Below are 16,811 nucleotides of genomic sequence, written 5' to 3'. Positions count from 1 at the left end.
CTGGGTCTCAGGCGCTATGGTGGGTGCCGAACCGAACGCCCAGGGCCCTCGCGGGCTCAGGAACAGGAGCGCTGATGTCCGACGACGCCGTCACCGGGATCGACCACCTCGGCTCCGGGAGCCGCACCTTCCCGCCGCCCACCGAGTTCGTCCAGAACGCCGTGGCGCGCCCCTCGCTCTACGAGGAGGCCGCTCGTGACCGCCTCGGCTTCTGGCGCTCGCGCGCGCAGCTGCTGAGCTGGAAGACCCCGTTCACGGAGACGCTGGACTGGTCGAACCCGCCGTTCGCGAAGTGGTTCGCCGACGGCACCCTGAACGCCGCCTACAACGCCGTGGACCGCCACGTCGAGTCCGGCCACGGCGACCAGGTCGCGCTGCTCGCGGAGTACGAGGACGGCTCCGACGGCACCTACACCTACGCCCAGGTGAAGGACGAGATCTCGCGGATGGCGAACGTGCTCACCGATCTCGGTGTGCGCACCGGCGACCGGGTCGCGATCTACCTCCCGATGATCCCCGAGGCCGTCTTCGCGATGCTCGCCTGCGCCCGCCTCGGCGCCCCGCACTCGGTGGTCTTCGGCGGCTTCAGCGCCGATGCCCTGCGCTCGCGCATCGAGGACGCCGAGGCCCGCGTGGTCATCACGGCGGACGGCCAGTTCCGCCGCGGCAAGGCGATGGCGCTCAAGCCCGCGGTCGACGAGGCGCTCGCCGGCGGCGGCGCGTCGGTCCAGAAGGTGCTCGTGGTGCGCCGCACCGGTGGGGACGTCGAGTGGATCGAGGGCCGCGACGTGTGGTGGCACGAGGCGCGCGAGACCGCCTCCGTCGAGCACGAGCCCGTCTGGGTCGAGGCCGAGCACCCGCTGTTCATCCTCTACACCTCCGGCACCACCGGGAAGCCCAAGGGGATCGTCCACACCACGGGCGGCTACCTCACGCAGACCGCGTACACGCACCGCGCGGCCTTCGACATCAAGCCCTCCACGGACGTCTACTGGTGCACGGCCGACGTCGGCTGGGTGACCGGGCACAGCTACGTCGTCTACGGGCCGATGGTCAACCGCACCACCCAGGTCATCTACGAGGGCACCCCGGACACCCCGCACCAGGGCCGCTGGTGGGAGATCGTCGAGAAGTACAAGGTCACCCAGCTGTACTCCTCGCCCACCGCGATCCGCACCGCGATGAAGTGGGGCGAGGAGATCCCCGCGAAGTTCGACCTCTCCTCCCTGCGCCTGCTGGGCAGCGTCGGCGAGGCCATCAACCCCGAGGCATGGATGTGGTACCGCCGCGTGATCGGCGGCGACCGCTGCCCGATCGTCGACACCTGGTGGCAGACCGAGACCGGCGCGCTCATGATCTCGCCGCTCCCGGGCGTCACCGCGACCAAGCCGGGCAGCGCGCAGGTGCCGCTCCCCGGCATCAGCGCCGAGGTCCTCAACGACGCGGGCGAGCCCGTGGAGAACGGCCAGGGCGGCTACCTCGTGCTCACCGAGCCGTGGCCGTCGATGCTCCGCGGCATCTGGGGCGACCCGGAGCGCTTCGAGGAGACCTACTGGTCCCGCTTCCCCGGCAAGTACTTCGCCGGGGACGGCGCCCGCAAGGACGAGGACGGCGACATCTGGCTGCTGGGCCGCGTGGACGACGTCATGAACGTCTCCGGTCACCGCCTCTCGACCACCGAGATCGAGTCCGCCCTCGTCAGCCACGAGTGGGTCGCGGAGTCGGCCGTGGTCGGCGCGGCCGACGAGACCACCGGTCAGGCCGTGGTCGCCTTCGTCATCCTGCGCTCGGGCACCGAGGACGCGATCGCGGAGGCCGGTGGCGAGGACAAGGCCGTGGAGATCCTGCGCCAGCACGTGGGCAAGGAGATCGGCCCGATCGCGAAGCCGAAGCGGGTCCTCCTGGTCACGGAGCTGCCCAAGACCCGCTCGGGCAAGATCATGCGCCGCCTGCTGCGCGACGTGGCCGAGAACCGACAGGTCGGGGACACCCAGACCCTCGCCGACTCCTCGGTCATGGATCTCATCCAGAAGGGCCTCACCGGCAAGGGCTGACCGGGACGAGCGGTCAGCATCCGAGGCGCGGACCGGACCGGCAGCGAGGACGCCGGCCGCGACGGGATCCCGTCGCGGCCGGCGTCCTCCTCGTGCGGGGTCAGCGGGTGATGACCACGTCCCCCGACGAGGACTCCACCGCGATGTGGCCGACGATGTCGCCGTCGGCCCCGGTGATGAGCGGATCGACGCGCGTCTCGCCGAGGTCGGTGACGGCGTCGACGGTGCGGCGCGCCGTGCCCGGCGCGCGGACGGTGACGCTGCCGAGGTCCGCGGCGATCCGGACGTCCCCGGCGGCATCGGGGGCGAGCCCCAGGTCGACCTCACCGGTGTCGCTCGTGATGTCGACGCCGGAGGTGACGGGGGCGGCGAGGTCGACGGAGACGTCGCCGAAGTCCGTCGCGACCGTGAGCGGGCCGGTCACCGTGAGGTCCTGCAGGTCCACGGCGCCGGTGTAGGCCTGCACGTCCAGGGCCGAGAAGGAGCCCTGGGCCTCGACGTCGCCGTAGTCCAGCTGGATGTCCAGGTCGAGGTCGAGGTCCTCGGGGACCACGAGCAGGAGGTCCCGGGTGTCGTCGAGCCACGGCACGGGGTTCCCACCGGAGGGCTGGCGCACCGAGATCGCCGGGTGCTGGGCGGTGCCGGAGTCCGTGAACCGTGCGAGCACGGTCTCCCCGGCCGGCGGCGGCGTCGTCGCGCCGGACTCCACGAGGGAGAGCGTGACCTGCTGCGCGTCCGCCTCCCGGACGACGGTCACGTCGCCCACATCGGCCTCGAGCGAGAGCGCGGTCGGGCTGCCGAGCTCCTGCGTGGAGGCGACGGTGGTCATGTTCCGGTCGAGGTACCAGGGGATGAGCACGCTCGCCGCGAGCAGCACCAGGACCAGCAGGACGATCAGCGAGCCCAGGAGCACGCTCGCCGTGCGCCACGGGCGGTCGCGGCGAGGATCCGGGGTGAGGTGCCGGGGCGGGTCGAGACGGTGACGGGGCTCCGCGGCCGGCGCGGCGGCGGGGGCGGGAGCAGGAGGCAGGGCGGTCATGAGCGGTCCTCCGATTCCAGGTAGCGCAGCACCGCCATGACACGGCGGTTCTCGCCGTCCACGGGCGGGAGGTCGAGCTTGGTCAGGAGCGAGGAGATGTGCTTCTCCACGCTCCCCGCGGAGACGAACAGGGCATCGGCGATCGCCTGGTTGGAGCGACCCTGCGCCATGAGCGAGAGCACCTCCCGCTCGCGCGGAGTGAGCTGCTCGAGCACCCTCCGGCGCCGGGAGCGCACGAAGATCTGCTGGACCACCTCCGGGTCGAGCCAGGTGCCGCCCCGGCCCACCTCGTCGACCACGCCGAGGAAGTCCTCGACGTCGGCGACGCGGTCCTTGAGCACGTAGCCGAGGCCCCGCGGGGAGTCCGCGATGAGCTCGGAGGCGTAGCGCTCCTCGACGTACTGGGAGAGCACGAGCAGGGCGACGTCCGGGTCTTGCGCCCGGATGAGGGTCGCCGCCCGCACCCCCTCGTCGGTGAAGCTCGGGGGCATGCGCACGTCGATCACGGCGAGATCGGGGGAGTGCTCGGTGACGGCGTGGAGCAGCGGGGTCGCCTCGCCCACAGCGGCGACGACCTCATGGCCGGCGTCGGTGAGCAGGCGCTCGAGGCCCGCCCTCAGCAGCACGGCGTCGTCGGCGATGACGATCCTCATCGGGTGGCCTCCTCAGGGGCGGGGACGGCGACGCGGGCGGGCGTCGCGGGGGAGCGGGGCGGAGCGGCGTCGGGCAGGGGGACCACGGCGAGCAGCACGGTGCCGCCGCCCTCGGGGCTCGCGACCTCGAGCAGGCCGCCGGTCGCGCGCACCCGGTCGGTGAGGCCCGCGAGACCGGTCGAGCGGCCGTCGCGGTGCACGCGGGCGCCGCCGCGGCCGTCGTCCTCGATGCGCACGCGCAGGGAGTCCTCGGTCTGGGCGAGGGTCACCGAGGCGCGGCGCGCCCCCGCGTGCTTGGTGATGTTCGTGAGCGCCTCGGCGACCACGAAGTACGCCACGGCCTCGCGTTCCCGGTCCAGCGGGCGGGGCAGGTCCACCTGGAGGTCGACAGGCACCGCGGAGCGGGCGGCGAGCGCGGAGAGCGCCGCGTCGAGCCCGCGGTCGGTGAGCACCGCCGGGTGGATGCCCCGGGCGAGCTGGCGGAGATCGGTGATGACCGCCTTGGTCTCCGAGTGCGCCCGGGTGACGAGCTCCTCGGCGCGGTCCGGGTCCGTGCGGATGCTCTGGCGCGCCATGCCGAGCGTCATGCCGAGCGCCACCAGCCGCGGCTGCACGCCGTCGTGGAGGTCCCGCTCGATCCGCAGCCGCTCCTGGGCGGCGGCGTCGACCGCCCCCTGGCGGCGCACGGCGAGCTCGGCGACCTGGCCGCGCAGGTCCTCCTCGGAGCCGGAGATCATCGCACGGGCGAGCCCGCGGTCCGAGAGCGCACCCAGCACGAGCATCAGCAGGGAGACCACGAGCGCGGCCGCGCCGATCCCCGCGAGTCCCCAGCGGGGGAGCTCGACGGTGCCCAGGGTGAGCGCGCCGTGGCGCACGGCGACGTCGACGGCGACCCAGGAGACGAACAGGGCCACGAGCGAGAGCAGGGCGAAGACCCCGGCGACGAGCATCGCGAGATGGTGGTGCAGCACGCCCTTCCAGAACCAGCCCGAGCACACGTCGAGCCACATCCCGTGCAGCCACCCCGCGAACCCGGTGCGCGCCGAGCGGCGGCGCGCGGGCACGATCACCTCGAGGCCGTGGACGGCGACCGCGCGGCGGCGCTCCACGATCACGGCGGCCCGCATGGCGACCACCCACGGCACGAGAAGCAGGAACCCGCTGCCGAGAGCCGGCAGGCTGCCGATCCCGGTCAGCAGCAGGGTCAGCGAGATCCAGAACCAGGTGAGCAGGAGCATCCCGCCGATGACCACGGAGGCCAGCGAGGCGGGGGTCACCCGGGCGCGGCGCGGGGCCGACCGGGTGCGGCCGGGGGCCGGCGGGGCGGAGGTGTCGTCCATGGACAGGACACTATGCGGCGGCCCGCGACCGGCCCCACCGGGGACTCCGACGGATCCCGCGGGGGATAGCCCCCGCCCCGACGTGGCGGGGGACTCGCCCGGGAAGGCCCGTCCCCGCCCACCGATGCGGTTCAATGGGTCCATGAGCAGTGACGCGAAGACCCCGGCCGGCGACCCGGCCCCCACCGAGCGCGACGAGGCGGCCTCGTCCTCGACCTCCCCCCAGGGCTCGCTGCGGGACGTGGCCAACTCCCTGGGCATCTCGAGCGCGGTCGCCCTGCGCGCCCTGCGCGGCATGGACGACATCCGCCCCGCCCTCCGCCGCCGCGTGCAGGAGGAGGCCGAGCGCCTCCGCTTCCCGCTGGAGGAGCTCGCGGGCGAGACCGACCACCGCGGCGTCGTCGCCGTGCTCGTCAACACGATGCGCAACACCTGGATCTCCGACCTCGTGCGCTCGATCCGCATCGAGCTCACCGCGACCGGCCGCACCGCCGTCGTGGTCCCGACCCGTCGCCGCGTCCCCGAGTACCCCGTCGCCGCGGACACCGACGCGATCGAGTCCCTCGTGCGGCTCGGCGTGGACGGCTTCCTCATGGTCTCCGACCTGGCGGACATGGACAGCGTCATCGCGGCGACCGGCGACCGCCCCTTCGTGGGCATCGGCTGCTCGCAGGAGTACGTGGGCCGCATCGACACCGTCCGCATCGACGACGAGGTGGGCCAGGGCCTGCTCGTCGACCACCTGGTCGGCCTGGGCCACCGGGACATCGCGCACGTCGGCGGGGTCGGCGCGGCCGTGGCCCGCGAGCGCGCGGACGCCTTCCGTCGCGCCATGGCGCGCCACGGCCTCGAGGACCACGCGCGCATCGAGCCCGGTGACTTCACCGAGCAGGTGGGACAGACCGCCGGCAACATGCTGCTGCGCGGCAGCCACGTGCCCACCGCCGTCACCTGCGCGAACGACGTGACCGCCGTGGGCGTGCTCTCCGCCGCCCGCGAGGCCGGCTTCTCCGTGCCGGACCAGCTCGCCGTCGCCGGCTACGGCAACACCTCGCTCGCCTCCTCCGGCATCGCCCAGCTCACGAGCGTCGACCCGAACTCCGATCGCCTCGGGGCGCTCGCCGCGCAGTTCCTCGTGGAGCGCGTCTCCGGCCACGAGGTCGAGGCCCGGGACGTCGCCGTCGCCCCGACGGTCGTCGTGCGCCGCTCGAGCTCCGCCGGCCCTCGGGCCGAGTCGCCCAAGCGCAAGCGGATCTCGGTCGACTGACCGCCGGCCCCGCGTCACCCTTTCCTGACCCTGCGAACCCTGCGATAGGCTCCGACCATGATCAACACCACGAACGATCCGAGCACGCCGCCGACCCAGCGGTCCATCGGTGAGCTCGTCCAGTCCATCAAGGACGAGATCCTCGGCGTCGTCCATCACGAGATCGACATCGCCAAGAAGGAGCTCACCGCCCTCGGCATCAAGGTCGGCATCATCGCCGCCTGCGCCGCGGTGCTGCTCTTCCTCCTGCTCTCCGCCTGGGTGATGCTGCTGTTCGCCGCGGCCACCGGGCTGCAGGCCCTGGGGCTGCCGGCCTGGGCCTCCTTCCTCATCGTGGCGGGCGTGTTCATCCTGCTCGGCGCGATCGCCGGCCTGGTCGCCTTCCTCGTCTCCAAGAAGCTCAAGGCCCCCGAGACCACGATCGAGACGGCGCAGTCCGCCGTCGGCGCGGTCCAGGGCAAGCGCCGCAGCAACACGGTCTCCTACGACGACACCTTCGAGGAGCTCTACGGGAAGCCGGCGGCCACGACCGCCACCTCCTCCAGCTCCTCCTGAGACCCGCGCCCCACCAGGGCGATCCCGGGCCGCGCGCCCGGTACCCTGGTCGGCGTGACTCTCCACCTGCACGACACCGCCACCCGCACCACCACCGCGCTCACGCCGGTGCGCGAGGGGGCGGTGTCGCTGTACGTGTGCGGCCCCACCACACAGGGCGGCCCGCATCTCGGGCACCTGCGCACCTTCCTCGCCTTCGACGTGCTCGTGCGCTGGCTCGAGCGCAGCGGGTACGCGGTCACCCACGTCCGCAACGTCACCGACATCGACGACAAGATCCTCGCGAAGGCCGCGGAGAACGACGCCGAGTGGTGGGCCTGGTCGCTGCGCTTCGAGCGTGACTTCCACGCCCTGCTGGACGCCGTCGGCAACCGTCGACCCGATTACGAGCCGCGCGCCACGGGCCACGTCCCCGAGATGATCGCGTTCATGGAGCGGCTGATCGAGCGCGGCCACGCCTACCCGGACGGCCGGGGCTCCGTGTACTTCTCCGTCGCGTCGCTCCCCGAGTACGGGGCGCTCACCCGCCAGAGCCCGGAGGACATGCAGGACTCCGGCGAGGAGACCGAGCCCGGCAAGCGGGACCGCCGCGACTTCGCCCTCTGGAAGGCCGCGAAGGACTCCGAGCCCGCGACCGCCTCGTGGGACACGCCCTGGGGACGCGGCCGGCCCGGCTGGCACCTCGAGTGCTCCGCGATGAGCCTGAAGTACCTCGGGGAGACCTTCGACATCCACGGCGGCGGCCTGGACCTGCGCTTCCCCCACCACGAGAACGAGCAGGCCCAGTCCCACGCCGCGGGCCACGGCTTCGCGCAGCGCTGGATGCACTCGGGCATGCTCACCGTGGACGGGCTGAAGATGGGCAAGAGCCTGGACAACTTCGTCACCGCCGCGCAGGCGCTCGCCGAGAACCCGGTGCCGGTGGTGCGGCTCGCCCTCGTCTCCGGCCACTACCGCGCCAACGTCGAGTACAACGCGAGCTCGCTGCGCGAGGCGAAGACGGTCTGGGAGCGCTTCGGCGCCGCCGCCCGCCGTGCCGCCGAGCAGCTCGCGGGCACCGAGCACGCCCCCGCCGCCGCACCCGACGTCGATCACGGCGCCGTGGAGCTGCCGGCGGAGTTCACCGCCGCGATGGACGACGACCTCGCCGTCCCCGAGGCGCTCGCCGTCGTGCACCGCGAGCTCTCCGCGCTCAACGCCCTGCTCGCCGCCGGCGGCGAGGCGTCGGAGGTCGCGGCCGGGCTCGCGCGGCTGCGCGCGATGCTCGACGTCCTCGGCCTCGACCCCCTCGGCGCGCAGTGGCAGGACGCCGGCGCCGGGGACGAGACCGAGCACCACGCCCTGGACGCGCTCGTCCAGGCACAGCTGAGCGCACGGGCGGCCGCCCGTGCGGACAAGGACTGGGCGCGCGCGGACGAGATCCGCGATGCCCTGACCGCTGCCGGCATCCGCGTCGAGGACGGGGCCGACGGCGCCCGCTGGACGCTCGCACCGCGCAGCTGAGGAAGAAGGAACCCCATGGCAGGCAACAGCTCACGGCGCGGCGCCATGCGCCATTCGAAGAAGGGCGCGACCGTCGGCTCCGGCGGTGTGCGCCGTCGCGCCCTCGAGGGCAAGGGCCCCACGCCCAAGGCCCAGGACCGCCCCGGTCACAAGGCCTACGCGGGCGGCGCGAAGAAGAGCTCCGGCGCGAAGGCGAGTCCCGGCAGCGACCAGGTCGCCGGGCGCAACTCTGTGCTCGAGGCACTGCGCGAGGAGGTCCCCGCGACCCAGCTCATGCTCATGACCCGCATCGAGGTCGACGAGCGGGTGCGCGAGATCATGCGCCTCGCCGCCGCGCGCAACCTCCCCGTCACCGAGGTGCCCCGCTCCGACCTGGACCGCCGCACCGACCACGCGGTGCACCAGGGCGTCTCGCTGACGATCCCTCCGTACCAGTACGCGGAGGTCGACGAGCTCCTGCAGATCGCCTCCGACGCCTTCGAGCCGCCGCTGCTGATCGCCCTGGACGGCATCACCGATCCCCGCAACCTCGGAGCGATCCTCCGCAGCGCCGACGCCTTCGGCGCGCACGGCGTGATCCTCCCCGAGCGTCGCAGCGTGTCGATGACCGCGAGCGTCTGGAAGGTCGCGGCGGGCGCCGCCGGCCGCGTGCGCGTCGCCCAGGTCACGAACCTCAACCGCACGCTCTCCTCGCTCAAGTCCCAGGGCGTGTTCGTGCTGGGCCTGGACGCGGACGGCGACGTCACCAGCCGCGAGCTCGAGCTCGGCACCCAGCCGGTCGTGCTGGTCGTCGGCGCGGAGGGCAAGGGCCTGTCCCGGCTCGCGCGCGAGACCGCGGACCAGGTCGTCTCGATCCCGATGGCCGGCCGCACGGAGTCCCTCAACGCCTCCGTCGCCGCCGCGATCTCCCTCTACGAGATCGCCGGCGTGCGCGCCGCGCAGGGCCGCGCCTGACCTCGCTCCACCAGCACGAGAGGGGCGGCACCGGACGGTGCCGCCCCTCTCGTGCGCCCGGGGCCGTGAGCGGCCCCGGCGGGTTCAGGACTCGATGATCGGCAGCGCCGAGGTCTCGGTCGTGACGAGGGACTTCTCGTCGGGACGGTGGACGAGCACGGTGAGGATGTAGTCCCGGACCGTGTCGTCGAGGCTGACGTCCGCGCCGCGCTCCTCGGAGAGGAACCACTTGTGCTCGAGCACCTCGTGGAAGAACTCGGGCGGCTCGAGCTTGGAGCGCATGCCGCGCGGGATCGCCCGCACCACGGGCTCGTACTGCCGCTGCAGCCACTCGTGGGCGACGAACTCCTCCTCCTCGGCCTGCTGCTCGGTCGCGGCGCGGTAGTGGTCGAGGTCGTTGAGCAGCCGGCGGGCCTGGTTCTCCTGCGCGTCGATGCCCGTCAGCCGCATGAGCCGGCGGGCGTGGTGGCCCGCGTCGACGACCTTGGGGCGGATCGAGAGCGAGGTCCCGTCGAGGTCCGTGGTGATCTCGAGCTCGCCCACGTCGAAGCCGAGCTTGTTGAGCTTCTCGATGCGGGCGGAGACCCGCCAGCGGTCGTCCGTGGAGAACTGCTCCCGCGCGGTGAGCGCGTCCCAGAGGTCGTTGTAGCGGCGCACGAGGTCGTCGCCCACCTCGACCGGGTCCGACTCCGGGTCGATCATGTCCCCGGCCTGGAGGTCCATGAGCTCGCCGATGATGTTCGTGCGGGCCAGGTCGAGATCGTAGCTGCGCTGGCCGTCGGAGAGCTGCTCGTGCAGGTTGCCGGTCTCGACGTCCACGATGTACGCGGCGAAGGCGCCCGCGTCACGGCGGAAGAGCGTGTTGGACAGTGACACGTCGCCCCAGTAGAAGCCCTCGAGGTGCAGACGCACGAGGAGCACCGCGAGCGCGTCGAGCAGCCGGTGCGCGGTGTCCTGCCGGGAGACCTGGCTGAACACGGCGCGGTAGGGGAGCGAGAACTGCAGGTGCCGGGTGATGAGCACGGCGTCCAGCGGATCGCCCTGCGGCGTCGTGCGGCCGGAGATCACCGCGAACGGCGTCACCGCGGGGATGCCGAGCCGGCCCAGGACCTTGAGCATGTCGTACTCGCGGCGGGCGAGCGTGTGGTCGATCTCCTTGAGGGCGAGCACACGGCCCGAGACCCGGGCGAAGCGGACCACGTGACGGGAGATGCCGCGGGGGAGGGCGGCCAGGATCTCGTCGGGCCAGTCCTCCAGCGGCTGCTCCCAGGGCAGGTCCAGCAGGGCCGGATCCGCACGGGACGCGGTGATCTCCAGGGGTGCCATGGCTCCATTGTCCCCCAGGTCGGGGTCACCTCGCACGGGAGATGCCGGGACCTGCGCCCCCGGGGACGGGCGACGGGCGCCCGGCCGGTGGCCGGACGCCCGTCGAGGACGAGTCCTGGGAGGTCAGTCGCCGAGACGCTGGCCGGACTTCACGTCGAACAGGTGCAGGTGGCCCTCCTTGGGGCGGAAGTACACCGTCTCCCCCTTCATCGGGGGGCGGCGGCCGTCGACGCGGGCGATGACCGGCTTGGCGGTCTCGTCGGCGCCGGCGAGGCGGCCGTAGACGTAGGCGTCCGCGCCGAGCTCCTCGACCACGTCGACCTCGACCGCGAGGCCCTGGCCGTCACCGACGAGCTCGAGGTCCTCGGGGCGCACACCCACGGTCACGGAGGACTCGTTGGTGTCGGAGAGGGTGGTGCGGTCCACGGGGAGGGTCGCGCCGCCGAACTGCACGCCCTGATCCGTGAGCTTCTCCTCGATGAGGTTCATCGCGGGGGAGCCGATGAAGCCGGCCACGAAGACGTTGTCCGGGTGGTCGTACATGCGGCGGGGGGTGTCGATCTGCTGGAGCACGCCCGCGTTGAGGACGGCCACGCGGTCGCCCATCGTCATGGCCTCGGTCTGGTCGTGGGTCACGTACACCGTGGTGACGCCGAGACGACGCTGCAGCGAGGCGATCTGGGTGCGGGTGGACACACGCAGCTTCGCGTCGAGGTTCGAGAGCGGCTCGTCCATGAGGAACACCTGGGGCGAGCGGACGATCGCGCGGCCCATGGCGACACGCTGACGCTGACCGCCGGAGAGCGCCTTCGGCTTGCGGTCGAGGTACTCGGTGAGGTCGAGGATCGCAGCCGCGTCCTCGACGCGCTTGCGGATCTCCGCCTTCGGGGTGCCCGCGATCTTCAGGGCGAAGCCCATGTTGTCCGCGACGGTCATGTGCGGGTACAGGGCGTAGTTCTGGAAGACCATCGCGATGTCGCGATCCTTCGGGGGGACGTCGGTGACGTCGCGGTCGCCGATGAGGATGCGACCCGCGTCGATCTCCTCGAGACCGGCGAGCATGCGCAGCGAGGTGGACTTGCCGCAACCCGAGGGGCCGACGAGGACGAGGAACTCGCCGTCGCCGATCTCGATGTTGAGGTTGTCCACGGCCGGGCGCTCCTGGCCCGGGTAGACGCGCGAGGCGTTGTCGAACGTGACGGTAGCCATGGTGATTCCCTTCACCGGCAGGTACGTGCCGGACGATCCGTTGTGAAGTAGTACTGCTCAGTGCTCACCGGTACTCCGCAGGATCGCGTGGTGCTTCCCTGCACCGGCAGGGAGAGTGTAGCCCATCTCTCCTGTGACAGGGACCACCGTCTGCCCAGGTCGGCTGCGCACCGGTGGCCCATACTTGTCCGGTGGACATCTCCGATCTCGCCCGCCGCCTCCTCGACCGTCGCGACAGCGCGGACGCGCCGCTGCGCATCGTCCAGACGGGGCACCCCGCGCTGCGCCGCCGCGCCGCGGGCGCCGTCGCACGTCTCGACGCCGGCCTCGCCGAGCTCCTCCCCGAGCTCGCCGACGCGATGACCCTGACCATGCGCGAGGCGCCCGGGGTCGGGCTCGCCGCCCCGCAGATCGGACTGCCGCTGCAGATGGTCGTCGTCGAGGACCGCTACGCCGGTGACGAGGGGGAGGACGAGGAGGACGACCTCCTCGAGCGCCGCCCGCTCGCCCTGCGGGCCCTGCTCGACCCCGCCGTCGAGCTGCTCGGCACCGAGCAGGTCTACGCCTGGGAGGGCTGCCTCTCCGTGGACGGCTTCAGCTCGATCGTCCCCCGCTCCCGGCGCGTGCGCCTGCGCGCGACGGAGCTGCTGCCCACCGGTGAGCTGCGCGAGGTCGACGAGGAGCACCGGGGCTGGACAGCCCGCATCCTCCAGCACGAGACCGACCACCTGCACGGCGTGCTCTGCCACGACCGATCGGTCCCGCGCTCCTTCTCGGACAACACCTACGTCCCCCGCCTCGCCGGGCTGCCCGAGGCCGTGCGGCGCCTGGGCCTGACCGGGGACATCGAGCGCCTCGGCGACGGCGAGGTCGTCGTCGACACCGCCCGCCGCTGAGGACCGGCGCCGCCCCGGACCGCGCCGCGCAGGGCGGTCCCGGGCTCTCCGGGTAGGTTGTCCCCGTCCCACCACCGACGGAACGGAGCACCCGGTGACCTCGACCGACAACACCCCCGCCCAGATCCCCGCGGAGGAGGGCGACAGCGCGCTCGACGAGCGCTGGATCGCCGTGCTCGACTCCGCGGTCGCCGCGCAGGCGCCGCTCGCGCGCCGCTACGTCGCGCACCTGCGCGCCGCGCACCCCGAGGCGGACCGCGCCGAGCTGCTGCGCATGATCTCCCGCCGCTTCACGCTGCTCGCGACCGCGAGCGGCGCCGGGATCGGCGGCGCCGCCGCCCTCCCCGGCATCGGCACGATCGCGGCGATGGGACTGACCGTCGGCGAGGGGCTCAGCTTCGGCGAGGCCGCGGCCTTCGCGATGCTCGCGACGGCGGAGATCCACGAGATCGACATGCGCGACCGCAACACGCGCCGGCTCGTGCTCATGGCCGTCCTCAGCGGGGAGCGCGGCGAGCAGATCATCGCCCGTGCGATGGGTCGCTCCGGCCACCAGTGGGGGAGCGTGCTCGCCGGCGGCGGCGTCGTCCCCTCGCTCGTGACGAAGCAGGTCTCGAAGTACGTGCGGCGCCGCGTGCTCTCCCGCAGCGGCAGCCTCTGGCTGGGCCGGCTGCTCCCCTTCGGGATCGGCGCCGTGATCGGCGGGGCGGGCGCCCGCGCCGTCTCCCGCAGCGTCGTCTCCGCCCTCGAGGACATCTTCGCCCAGGCCGTCACCGTCCAGGGGGAGACCGTCGAGGGGACCGCGCCGGACCAGGTCGACGCCCGCCGCGGCTGACCCCGGCGACACCCGCACCCGACGTCGAAGGGCCCCGGATCACAGGATCCGGGGCCCTTCCGCTCGGTCGGGGCCGTGCCCCGGACGCGCCGCGCTCAGTCGACGCGGGTGAACTCGTTCTCGTGCTCGGTGCCGACGGCGCGCTCGTAGGAGCGACGGATCTCGGCCTCGGCGTCCGAACGGCCCTCCCAGTGGGCGCCCTCGACGCTCTTGCCCGGCTCGAGGTCCTTGTAGACCTCGAAGAAGTGCTGGATCTCCAGGCGGTGGAACTCGGAGACGTCCGTGAGCTCCTGACGACGCACCTGACGCCGGTCGCCGACGGGCACGGCCACGATCTTGTCGTCGCCGCCGGCCTCGTCGCGCATGCGGAACATGCCCAGCGCACGGCAGCGGATCAGGCAGCCCGGGAAGGTCGGCTCCTCGAGCAGGACCAAGCAGTCCAGCGGGTCGCCGTCCTCACCGAGGGTGCCCTCGATGAACCCGTAGTCATCGGGATAGCGGGTGGCGGTGAACAGCATCCGGTCCAGCCGGATGCGACCGTTGTGGTGATCCACCTCGTACTTGTTGCGGTTCCCCCGGGGGATCTCGATGGTCACGTCGAATTCCACGACTGCCGCTCCATTGCTCCTGGCCCAGCGGGCTCTCGTACTGACCTCGACACTCTATCGTGGGGGAATGGTCTCCGAGCGCATATGGCGGAACACGGCGATCGCGCTGTGCGCGGCCGTCCCGCTGAGCTTCTACGTGGTGGGCGACCTCGCCGACGCCTTCCCCGGGGTCCTCACGACCGTCTCCTCCGAGAGCGGGCAGGAGGCCGGCCCGCGCGCCGCCGCCGAGGACGACGAGCGCGTCACCGTGCCCGCCCCGAGCGGTGAGGTCGCGCCGAGCGTGGACCCGGAAACCGCCGCCGACCTGGCCTCCCGCATGGAGGAGCACTCCTCCGACCCCGTGGTGGACGGGAACCTCGCCTACAGCGTCGTGGACGCCGGGACCGGCGACGTGATCGCCGAGCGCGATGCCGGGACGGCCCGGGTCCCCGCCTCGACCCTCAAGCTGCTCACCGCCGCCGCCCTGCTGAGCGAGGTGGACCCCGGGGAGACCCTGACCACACGGGCACTCGTGAGCGACGGCACGGTCGTGCTGCAGGGCGAGGGTGACATGACGCTCGACGACGGCGACCTCCGCACCCTCGCGAAGGGCGCCGCGGAGCTCGCCCGGGAGCAGGGGAGCGCCACGGTCCGGCTCGCCGTGGACACCTCCGCGATCCAGGGCGGGCAGAACCCCGCGTGGGGGAGCAACGGCACCGCCGGCGGCTGGGTCACCCCGACCGCCGCGATGGCCCTGGACGAGGGCTGGCTCGACGGGGAGGAGTACGGGCCGAAGTCCTCCGATCCCGTCGGGGACGTCGCCTCCCGCTTCGCCGAGCTGCTGCGGGAGCAGGGGGTGGACGTGGAGGGGGCCGTCTCCGAGGGAGCCGCCCCGGAGGGCGCCGCCGCGGTCGAGGTCGAGTCCGCGCCGCTCTCCGAGATCGTCCGCCACACCCTGCAGATCTCCGACAACACGACCGCCGAGCTGCTCGGGCACCTGCTCGCCGCCGCCCGCGGCGAGCCGACCACGCCCGAGGGGGCCGCGGCCGCCCTCACCGACGGGGTGCGCGAGCTGGCGGCCGAGGTCGGCGTGCCCTCGAGAGACCTCGACGACCTCGTGATCCGCGACGCCTCGGGCCTCTCGACCCAGAACCGGGTCCCGCCCGCCCTGCTCGCCGCCGTGCTCGGCGAGGTCGCCTCGGGCGGCGTGCCGGCCCTCACCCCGATCCTCTACGACGTGCCGATCGCCGGGCTCTCCGGGACCCTCGCCGAGCGGTTCTCCGAGGGGGAGGCGAGCACCGCCCGCGGCCTGGTGCGGGGCAAGACCGGCTACCTGGGCGGGTCCTCGGCGCTCGCGGGGACCGCCGTCCTCCCCGACGGCCGGACCGTCGGCTACTCGATCGTCGTCCACGGCTTCGACGGCTCGCGCGCCGCGGAGGCCCGCGCCGCGGCGGACGCCGTCGCCGCCGAGCTCGTCCAGGGCGAGTGATGGCCGGACCGCCGCCCGTCGTCGCCCGCGCCCGCACGGCCGTGCGGCTCGCGCTCACCGAGCGGATCGAGCAGCTCGCCGACGACACCGACGCCGCCCGCTACACCCCGACCCTCGTCGTGGGGCTCAGCGGCGGGGCGGACTCCCTCGCCCTGCTCGCCACCACGGTGTGGGTGGGGCGCCGCATGGGGCTCGGGACCCTCGCCGCGATCGTCGACCACGGCCTCCAGGACGGCTCCGCCGGCGTCGCCGAGCGGGCGCGGGTCCAGGCGGAGGACCTCGGCGCGGAGGCGATCGTGCTGCGCGTCGACGTGGACCTCACGAGCGGCGGCGGCGTCGAGGCCGCCGCGCGCACCGCCCGCCACGAGGCCCTCGACCGCCTCGTCGAGGAGCGCGGCGCGCTCGCGCTGCTGCTCGGCCACACCCTCGACGACCAGGCCGAGCAGGTGCTCATGGGCCTCGCCCGAGGCGCTGGGCCCCGCGCCCTCGCCGGGATCCCGCGCCGCCGCGGAGCGATCCTCCGACCCTTCCTCGGCAGCGGCCGCGACGAGAGCACCTGGCTGCGCCGCGCGGACACCGAGGAGATCTGCCGCGTGCACGAGCTCGAGTGGTGGGAGGACCCGATGAACGCGGACGAGTCCCTGCTGCGCGCCCGAGTGCGCCATCGTGCGCTCCCGCTGCTGCGCGAGCTGCTCGGCGAGCAGATCGACGAGAACCTCGCCCGCACCGCCGAGCTCGTGCGCCCCGACGCCGACCATCTCGACGCCGAGGCCGAGGAGCTGCTCGCGGCGCTCACCCGCGACGGCGGCGAGCTCCGGGAGGAGCGGGACCTGCTGCTGCTGGACGTGCACGCCCTCGCCGCCGCCCCGGCCCCGCTGCGCACCCGCGTGCTGCGCGACGCCTCGCGCCGTGCGGCGGCCGCCGCGGGCACCTCCTCGGGCAAGTCGCTGCTGCGCCGGCAGGTGCTCGCCGCGGACTCCCTGGCCGTCTCATGGCACGGTCAGGCAGCGGTGCCCCTTCCAGGTAGGATCGAGGTCGCTCGTCGCGACGGAATGCTGGTATGGCGAAGGGGTGACCCCTGAGGACCTCGAGCCGCGGCGACCG

Annotated in this window: 15 protein-coding genes; 9 read left to right on the top strand and 6 right to left on the bottom strand. The window is 73.3% G+C overall.

Features of this window, described 5'->3' with window-relative positions:
• The first annotated feature begins 74 nt into the window (after positions 1-74).
• The gene (acs, locus tag ABD080_RS00550; protein ID WP_343903300.1) at positions 75-2,054 is read left to right on the top strand and encodes an acetate--CoA ligase; all 1,980 of its coding nucleotides are present in this window, start codon (positions 75-77) and stop codon (positions 2,052-2,054) included.
• Between the two features lie 100 nt (positions 2,055-2,154).
• On the opposite strand, the gene ABD080_RS00545 is transcribed toward acs, so the two are convergent.
• The 3 genes from ABD080_RS00545 to ABD080_RS00535 are packed head-to-tail and all read right to left on the bottom strand — an operon-like array spanning position 2,155 to position 5,086.
• On the bottom strand, positions 2,155-3,093 hold the full coding sequence (locus ABD080_RS00545; RefSeq protein ID WP_343903299.1) for a DUF4097 family beta strand repeat-containing protein: 939 nt from the start codon (positions 3,091-3,093) through the stop codon (positions 2,155-2,157).
• Complete coding sequence (locus ABD080_RS00540; protein ID WP_137771083.1) at positions 3,090-3,746, bottom strand: response regulator transcription factor; 657 nt, start codon at positions 3,744-3,746, stop codon at positions 3,090-3,092. Before ABD080_RS00540 ends, ABD080_RS00545 begins: the two co-directional genes overlap by 4 nt.
• Positions 3,743-5,086, bottom strand: coding sequence for a sensor histidine kinase (locus ABD080_RS00535; protein WP_343903298.1), 1,344 nt, complete (start codon positions 5,084-5,086; stop codon positions 3,743-3,745). The genes ABD080_RS00540 and ABD080_RS00535 overlap by 4 nt, the downstream gene beginning before the upstream one ends.
• Before the next feature lie 142 nt (positions 5,087-5,228).
• On the opposite strand from ABD080_RS00535, the gene ABD080_RS00530 reads away from it, so the two are divergent.
• The 4 genes from ABD080_RS00530 to rlmB are packed head-to-tail and all read left to right on the top strand — an operon-like array spanning position 5,229 to position 9,365.
• Positions 5,229-6,353: a LacI family DNA-binding transcriptional regulator gene (locus ABD080_RS00530; protein WP_240811121.1), complete on the top strand. Its 1,125-nt coding sequence runs from the start codon at positions 5,229-5,231 to the stop codon at positions 6,351-6,353.
• A gap of 57 nt (positions 6,354-6,410) precedes the next feature.
• Positions 6,411-6,908, top strand: a complete 498-nt coding sequence (locus ABD080_RS00525; RefSeq protein ID WP_137771080.1) for a phage holin family protein — start codon at positions 6,411-6,413, stop codon at positions 6,906-6,908.
• Between the two features lie 54 nt (positions 6,909-6,962).
• Positions 6,963-8,411 carry a cysteine--tRNA ligase gene (cysS, locus tag ABD080_RS00520; protein WP_137771079.1) on the top strand — a complete coding sequence of 483 codons (1,449 nt, stop codon included), beginning with the start codon at positions 6,963-6,965 and terminating at the stop codon, positions 8,409-8,411.
• Between the two features lie 15 nt (positions 8,412-8,426).
• Positions 8,427-9,365, top strand: coding sequence for a 23S rRNA (guanosine(2251)-2'-O)-methyltransferase RlmB (rlmB, locus tag ABD080_RS00515; RefSeq protein ID WP_137771078.1), 939 nt, complete (start codon positions 8,427-8,429; stop codon positions 9,363-9,365).
• Between the two features lie 84 nt (positions 9,366-9,449).
• Here the strand turns inward: rlmB and ABD080_RS00510 are convergent, their stop codons facing one another.
• On the bottom strand, positions 9,450-10,691 hold the full coding sequence (locus tag ABD080_RS00510; protein ID WP_343903297.1) for a DUF4032 domain-containing protein: 1,242 nt from the start codon (positions 10,689-10,691) through the stop codon (positions 9,450-9,452).
• A gap of 123 nt (positions 10,692-10,814) precedes the next feature.
• Complete coding sequence (locus tag ABD080_RS00505; RefSeq protein WP_137771076.1) at positions 10,815-11,900, bottom strand: ABC transporter ATP-binding protein; 1,086 nt, start codon at positions 11,898-11,900, stop codon at positions 10,815-10,817.
• Positions 11,901-12,091: 191 nt separating this feature from the next.
• Between ABD080_RS00505 and ABD080_RS00500 the strand changes: the two genes are divergently transcribed.
• The gene (locus tag ABD080_RS00500; RefSeq protein ID WP_343903296.1) at positions 12,092-12,796 is read left to right on the top strand and encodes a peptide deformylase; all 705 of its coding nucleotides are present in this window, start codon (positions 12,092-12,094) and stop codon (positions 12,794-12,796) included.
• Between the two features lie 94 nt (positions 12,797-12,890).
• Positions 12,891-13,631 (top strand): hypothetical protein, encoded by a 741-nt coding sequence (locus ABD080_RS00495; RefSeq protein ID WP_343903295.1) that lies wholly within the window; start codon positions 12,891-12,893, stop codon positions 13,629-13,631.
• A gap of 95 nt (positions 13,632-13,726) precedes the next feature.
• On the opposite strand, the gene ABD080_RS00490 is transcribed toward ABD080_RS00495, so the two are convergent.
• The gene (locus tag ABD080_RS00490) at positions 13,727-14,239 is read right to left on the bottom strand and encodes an inorganic diphosphatase (RefSeq protein WP_137771073.1); all 513 of its coding nucleotides are present in this window, start codon (positions 14,237-14,239) and stop codon (positions 13,727-13,729) included.
• A 67-nt stretch (positions 14,240-14,306) separates the two neighbouring features.
• Here ABD080_RS00490 and ABD080_RS00485 point away from each other — a divergent pair, with 67 nt between their 5' ends.
• On the top strand, positions 14,307-15,707 hold the full coding sequence (locus ABD080_RS00485; protein ID WP_343903294.1) for a D-alanyl-D-alanine carboxypeptidase/D-alanyl-D-alanine-endopeptidase: 1,401 nt from the start codon (positions 14,307-14,309) through the stop codon (positions 15,705-15,707).
• Positions 15,707-16,789, top strand: coding sequence for a tRNA lysidine(34) synthetase TilS (gene tilS, locus ABD080_RS00480; RefSeq protein ID WP_343903293.1), 1,083 nt, complete (start codon positions 15,707-15,709; stop codon positions 16,787-16,789). Before ABD080_RS00485 ends, tilS begins: the two co-directional genes overlap by 1 nt.
• The last annotated feature ends 22 nt before the right edge of the window (positions 16,790-16,811 follow it).

The organism is Brachybacterium rhamnosum (assembly GCF_039526185.1).
GTDB lineage: Bacteria > Actinomycetota > Actinomycetes > Actinomycetales > Dermabacteraceae > Brachybacterium > Brachybacterium rhamnosum.
This window is presented reverse-complemented; position numbering and strand designations above follow the sequence as displayed.

Bases quoted from the DNA above. Each gene is read 5' to 3' on its own strand.
- acs (WP_343903300.1), top strand. From the start codon at position 75: ATGTCCGACGACGCCGTCACCGGGATCGACCACCTCGGCTCCGGGAGC.
- ABD080_RS00545 (WP_343903299.1), bottom strand. From the start codon at position 3,093: ATGACCGCCCTGCCTCCTGCTCCCGCCCCCGCCGCCGCGCCGGCCGCG.
- ABD080_RS00540 (WP_137771083.1), bottom strand. From the start codon at position 3,746: ATGAGGATCGTCATCGCCGACGACGCCGTGCTGCTGAGGGCGGGCCTC.
- ABD080_RS00535 (WP_343903298.1), bottom strand. From the start codon at position 5,086: ATGGACGACACCTCCGCCCCGCCGGCCCCCGGCCGCACCCGGTCGGCC.
- ABD080_RS00530 (WP_240811121.1), top strand. From the start codon at position 5,229: ATGAGCAGTGACGCGAAGACCCCGGCCGGCGACCCGGCCCCCACCGAG.
- ABD080_RS00525 (WP_137771080.1), top strand. From the start codon at position 6,411: ATGATCAACACCACGAACGATCCGAGCACGCCGCCGACCCAGCGGTCC.
- rlmB (WP_137771078.1), top strand. From the start codon at position 8,427: ATGGCAGGCAACAGCTCACGGCGCGGCGCCATGCGCCATTCGAAGAAG.
- ABD080_RS00510 (WP_343903297.1), bottom strand. From the start codon at position 10,691: ATGGCACCCCTGGAGATCACCGCGTCCCGTGCGGATCCGGCCCTGCTG.
- ABD080_RS00505 (WP_137771076.1), bottom strand. From the start codon at position 11,900: ATGGCTACCGTCACGTTCGACAACGCCTCGCGCGTCTACCCGGGCCAG.
- ABD080_RS00485 (WP_343903294.1), top strand. From the start codon at position 14,307: ATGGTCTCCGAGCGCATATGGCGGAACACGGCGATCGCGCTGTGCGCG.
- tilS (WP_343903293.1), top strand. From the start codon at position 15,707: ATGGCCGGACCGCCGCCCGTCGTCGCCCGCGCCCGCACGGCCGTGCGG.